At 45.5% G+C, this 5586-nt stretch carries 4 protein-coding genes; 3 read left to right on the forward strand and 1 reads right to left on the reverse strand.

Features of this window, described 5'->3' with window-relative positions; all coding sequences use genetic code 11:
- Window positions 1-277: 277 nt before the first annotated feature.
- A complete protein-coding gene (locus tag QUA16_RS35380) occupies window positions 278-1360 on the reverse strand; it encodes a class I fructose-bisphosphate aldolase (RefSeq protein ID WP_333109387.1) in 1083 nt (360 codons plus the stop codon).
- A gap of 224 nt (window positions 1361-1584) precedes the next feature.
- Here QUA16_RS35380 and QUA16_RS35385 point away from each other — a divergent pair, with 224 nt between their 5' ends.
- The 3 genes from QUA16_RS35385 to QUA16_RS35395 all read left to right on the forward strand — a co-directional run bounded on the left by QUA16_RS35385 (window position 1585) and on the right by QUA16_RS35395 (window position 5543).
- Window positions 1585-4215, forward strand: a complete 2631-nt coding sequence (locus QUA16_RS35385) for a M1 family metallopeptidase (RefSeq protein ID WP_333109389.1) — start codon at window positions 1585-1587, stop codon at window positions 4213-4215.
- A gap of 402 nt (window positions 4216-4617) precedes the next feature.
- Window positions 4618-5034, forward strand: coding sequence for an NUDIX hydrolase (locus QUA16_RS35390; RefSeq protein WP_333109391.1), 417 nt, complete (start codon window positions 4618-4620; stop codon window positions 5032-5034).
- Window positions 5035-5099: 65 nt separating this feature from the next.
- On the forward strand, window positions 5100-5543 hold the full coding sequence (locus QUA16_RS35395; protein WP_333109392.1) for a phosphorylase family protein: 444 nt from the start codon (window positions 5100-5102) through the stop codon (window positions 5541-5543).
- Window positions 5544-5586: the final 43 nt, after the last annotated feature.

The raw sequence follows: 5586 nt of genomic DNA on the forward strand, positions 1-5586 counted from the left end.
AGGGCATAGGGCATAGGGCATAGGGCATAGGGCATAGGGCATAGGGCATAGGGCATAGGGCATAGGGCATAGGACTCACCCCATACCTCACCACGCTTGAGAACCGCTATATATATGTTCAGCTAGTATTAATATTACAGCTAAGTTGCAACGCCAGATTAAGGAATTTTAATCACGTAAGGTGCACAGTGTGCACCCTACGTTTACGACGATTTGTGGGTCGTGTACACCTACGTTTAGGTTGTAATATTGAGGCCAATCTCTGTGCGGTGAAATTTTAGGCGATCGAGATTTCGGGCGACAAATAAACATCTTGAATGGCGTGGAACAATTTTACGCCTTCTTCAAAAGGACGCTGAAAAGTTTTGCGGCCGGAAATTAAGCCGCAGCCGCCAGCGCGCTTGTTGATTACCGCCGTGCGAATTGCTTCTGCAAAATCGCTTTTCCCGGAAGCACCGCCGGAGTTAATTAAACCCATCCTTCCCGCATAACAGTTGAGCACTTGATAGCGAGTTAGATCGATCGGGTGATCCGTTGTTAAATCCGAATAAACGCGCTTGTCGGTTTTGCCGTAACTGTGACCGCTAGCTTTAGCAACAGCTTCGTAACCGTTGTTGCATTCGGGCAATTTCTGCTTGATAATGTCAGCTTGAATTGTCACTCCCAAGTGATTTGCTTGCCCGGTTAAATCTGCTGCAACGTGATAATCTTTGTCTTGTTTAAAGATATCGTTGCGGAGATAGCACCACAGAATTGTCGCCATTCCGTATTCGTGAGCCTGTGCAAAAGCTTGACTAACTTCTTGGATTTGCCGCGTCGATTCCGGGGAACCAAAATAAATTGTTGCTCCGACTGCAACTGCTCCCAAATTCCACGCTTGTTCAACTGAAGCAAACATTATTTGGTCGTATTGATTGGGATAAGTTAGCAATTCGTTGTGATTGAGCTTGACAATAAAAGGGATTTTATGCGCGTACTTGCGAGATACGCTTCCCAAAACTCCCAGGGTTGTCGCGACAGCATTGCAGCCAGCCGAAATTGCTAATTTAATGATGTTTTCGCTGTCAAAATAAATGGGATTCGGTGCAAAAGAAGCGGCCGCTGAGTGTTCGATTCCTTGGTCTACTGGCAGGATGGATAAATAGCCGGTATTTGCCAAGCGTCCGCTAGAATAGAGTTGCTGAAGCGATCGCAAAACTTGAGGAGATCGATCGGTTTGAGCAAAAATGCGATCGACCCAATCCGGCCCCGGCAGGTGCAACAAATCTTTAGAAACTTTTGCTTGATGGGTGAGCAAGTCTTCGGCTTCGTCGCCCAGCCAAGACTCGATGGAACTGGGAACTGATAGTGTAGCTGTCATACAGATTGCCCTCTCAATTTCTATTACAGGCTGTTGATTGCAGACATTAACCTTGCTGATATTGTAACGAAAAAATCATATTTTCCATCCCCTCAACGATAGACCCAGTTTTTAACAAGTTAGCGACAACAGCAGCTAGGACGCGCTACTCTATAATAAGCTGGCAGTTCAGCCGGATCGGCGCTGCCAGCGATCGCCGCTCGACTCACAACTTTGCCATCACAATGTCAAATACTTACTTCGATTCTGAAAACGCTCACAAATCCTTCGAGATGCCCGGTGCTCGGCCGCATTACAACCCGGATCGCCCCGGTCAAGTAGAACACATTTTCCTCGACTTAGTGCTGAATATTCCCAAACAAAGCTTTCGGGGCACTTGCAGCATCCGCATCAATCCAGTCCGCAGCGGTATTGACAAATTAACCTTAGATGCGGTAAACCTCAACATTGAATCGGTAAAAGTTGGCGAAACCGAGCAAAATTTCGACACCGACGGCGAAGTGCTGCAAATTCAACTGCACGAACCAACAGAAGCTTACCAACCAATTACTATTGCGATCGACTACTCGGTCGAAAAACCCCAACGCGGCCTTTATTTCGTCGGCCCGGACAAAAACTATCCAGACAAACCAACACAAGTTTGGACTCAAGGCGAAGACGAAGATTCCCGCTTCTGGTTTCCCTGTTTCGACTATCCCGGACAGTTGGCAACTTCCGAAATTCGAGTGCGAGTTCCCAGGCCACTTTTTGCCATCTCCAACGGTGAATTAATTAGCACAAAAAACGACGGAGACGAGAAAATTTATCACTGGTCGCAAACCCAGGTACACCCGACGTACTTAATGACCTTAGCAGTCGGAGATTTTGCCGAAATTAAAGACGAATGGAACGGCAAACCAGTTAATTATTACGTGGAAAGAAGCCGCGAAGCAGACGCTAAGCGCAGCATGGGAAAAACGCCTCAAATGATTGAATTTTTTTCTAAAGCATTTGGCTATCCTTATCCTTTTCCCAAATACGCTCAAGTCTGCGTCGATGATTTCATCTTCGGCGGTATGGAAAATACTTCGACAACTTTGCTAACAGATAGGTGCTTGTTAGACGAACGCGCCAGCCTCGACAATCGAGGTACTGAAAGCTTAGTTGCCCACGAATTGGCTCACCAGTGGTTCGGCGATTTAGTAGTAATTAAACATTGGTCTCATGCTTGGCTGAAAGAAGGCATGGCTTCTTATTCCGAGGTGCTGTGGACTGATAAAGAATATGGCAAAGAAGACGCGGCTTACTATATGTTAAATGAAGCCCGCAGTTATTTAGCAGAAGACAGTTCCCGCTACCGCCGCCCGATGGTTACTCACGTTTACCGCGAAGCCATTGAATTGTACGATCGCCATTTGTACGAAAAAGGCGCTTGCGTTTATCACATGATTCGTGCCGAGTTGGGTGACGAATTATTTTACAAAGCAATTCACACTTTTGTGCGGGATAATGCTCACAAAACTGTAGAAACGATCGATTTGCTCAGGGCGATAGAAAAGGCTACCGGTCGCAATCTCATGTTTTTGTTTGACCAGTACGTTTATCGTGGCGGCCATCCAGATTATAAGGTTGCTTATTCCTGGGATGGTGACAGCAAATTAGCAAAAGTGACTGTTACCCAAACTCAGGTAAAAGACAGCAAAAATGGCAACGGCAACAGCAAAGATGTATTCGATCTGAAAATTCCGATCGGGTTCGGTTACAAGCCGGAAAAAGAGGCAGACGATGACAGTTATGCACGTTCAACCGCGAACCTAAAAACTTTCACAGTTCGAGTGTACGAACGCGAGCAAAGCTTCTATTTCCCTCTCGAAGAGAAGCCTGCATTTATCAGTTTTGATGTCGGCAATAAATACTTAAAAACTGTTGTGTTAGAGTATGGAGTTGCGGAACTAAAAGCTCAGTTGCAGTTCGATCCAGACCCGGTTTCGCGGATTTACGCTGCCCAAGCTTTGGCGAAGAAGGGAGGGCTGGAAGCGGTGAAAACGCTGTCAGAAGTTCTCAAGAAAGAGCCGTTCTGGGCAGTACGGGCAGAAGTTGCCGGTCAGTTAGTTGAAATTAAACTCGACCAAGTTTTTGAAGGTTTAGTAAGTGGTTTAAAAGATAAAGATGCTCGTGTTCGTCGCGCTGTGGTGAATGCGCTGGGTAAAATCCAAACTCACGAAACTTATAAAGCGCTGAGATCGATCGTCGAAAAAGGCGACGACAGCTATTATGTAGAAGCAGCAGCAGCGACAGCTATGGGCTCCATTGCAGCAGCTAACCCCGACGAAAAACCGACCGACGAACAGGTACTGAAAGAGTTAAAATTGGTGCTGAAAGAGCGTCAGGGGTGGAATGAGGTAGTGCGATCGGGTGCGATCGCCGGTTTGGCGCAGATGAAAACTTCTGAAGATGCGCTGAATTTAATATTGAAATACACAGCCGCCGGTACTCCGCAAGCTTTGCGCTTGGCTGCAATTCGCTCTTTGGGCACAATTTCGACTGGTCAAACGAAGGTCAATTTAGAACGGATTTTGCAGCGATTGGCAGAATTATCTAAAGAGACGTTTTTCTTGACTCAAGTCTCTGTAGTAGTGGGATTAGGACAAATGCAAACTCGCAAAGCCATTCGCATTTTGCGTTCTTTAGCTGACCAAACTCCCGATGGCCGCGTTCGCCGCATGGCTGATGAAGCTGTGCAAAGAGTTCAGAAAAATGCTGGTTCTGATGCAGCGGTAAAGCAGTTGCGGGAGGAATTAGACCAGGTGAAAAAGGAGAATCAAGATTTGAGGAGTCGGATGGAAAATTTGGAGGCTAAGGCGAAGAAAGATTAGGTGTAAAACCCCATACCGGCACAGATCAAGGCAGATATTGGCGATCGGCTTTTATCTGCTTGTCGGTAGAGGATTTCGCGCAGTTATTATAATAATATAATTGTTCATTGGGAGTGCAGGGGAATTTCCTATTTTGAACAGAGGGGAAAAGCCAAATATCTTTATTCTCGACTTTGTTGTCTGAACTGAGGAATTATAGAGAATCAGAAGGCAATTTTTTTAAAATTTGTAAACCTTTGATGAAGTAGTATAGCGGTTCTCAAGCGTGGTAAGGTATGCCCTGTTTGGCCAATGCCCTGTTTGGCCAATGCCCTGTTTGGCCAATGCCCTATGCACGTCGGGTACCTCATGTTACTGAGAAAGGCTATAGCATCTTTTTCACCCAGGAATATTGCATAAATCATGAGTATAAGAACCGCTGTATTGGTAGAGCAATCGGGGGTAATTCCCTATCGTATTCAAGACGGACAAATTGAAGTAATGCTAATTACTTCTTCGGCTAGCAAGCGCTGGGTGATTCCCAAAGGATTAATTGAACCTGACATGACTCCCCAAGATTCGGCCGCCAAGGAAGCTTGGGAAGAAGCAGGTTTGTTGGGTAAAGTGTTCCCGGATTTGCTGGGAACTTACGAGTATCAAAAGTCCGGCTGTACTTGGCTGGTAGGAGTATTTTTAATGGAAGTGCAAGCAGTTCTGGAAATTTGGCCGGAGGCTAGCAAGAGAAAGCGCCAGTGGGTAAGTATTCCTAAAGCAATTAAGCGGGTTAATGAACCGGAACTCAAACTCATTTTTGCGGATTTGCCACAGAGATTCTGGTGAACAATACCCAGAATGCAGACTTATTCAAAAAGTCGGGCTTCTAATTCGTCGCATCCAAAATCAAAATGGCATCTTTAATCCCTAACCACCAAAAAAATTGTTATAGTAGACAAAAAGCTTCTCTATATAAAATGGAAACCTGCAAAGTAGATATCGCGATTTTGACTGTTATTCCGCAGGAACTCGCGGCAGCGAAAGCTGCTCTGGGTATTCAAGATATTTCTAACAACAGAACTAAAACTCAGGATAGCCAGACGATTTATTTACACGGGGAACTTTTTTCAGAACGAACCCAGAGAAATTATCGTGTGGCTTTAGGCTGTATTGGCAGTGCTGGCAACTACAATTCCTCCCAAGCTGCTACGGAAGTTATCCAAACACACGATCCGAAGCTTTTAGTGTTAGTGGGAATCGCAGCAGGTATTAAAGGTAAGGCAAAATTAGGCGAGGTGGTATTCTCAGAACGGGTGCTTGGATCCCACACTCCGCACTTCAATAACACTACATAGTATAGTACATTGCTAGGCCCGAATGAATAAGTAAAAATACTTA

The organism is Microcoleus sp. S13_C3 (assembly GCF_036700905.1).
Lineage (GTDB): Bacteria > Cyanobacteriota > Cyanobacteriia > Cyanobacteriales > Microcoleaceae > Microcoleus.

What these genes read in the sequence shown, in the direction of transcription:
- QUA16_RS35390 (WP_333109391.1), top strand. Translation starts at nt 4,618, where the DNA reads ATGAGTATAAGAACCGCTGTATTGGTAGAGCAATCGGGGGTAATTCCC.
- QUA16_RS35395 (WP_333109392.1), top strand. Translation starts at nt 5,100, where the DNA reads ATGGCATCTTTAATCCCTAACCACCAAAAAAATTGTTATAGTAGACAA.
- QUA16_RS35380 (WP_333109387.1), bottom strand. Translation starts at nt 1,360, where the DNA reads ATGACAGCTACACTATCAGTTCCCAGTTCCATCGAGTCTTGGCTGGGC.
- QUA16_RS35385 (WP_333109389.1), top strand. Translation starts at nt 1,585, where the DNA reads ATGTCAAATACTTACTTCGATTCTGAAAACGCTCACAAATCCTTCGAG.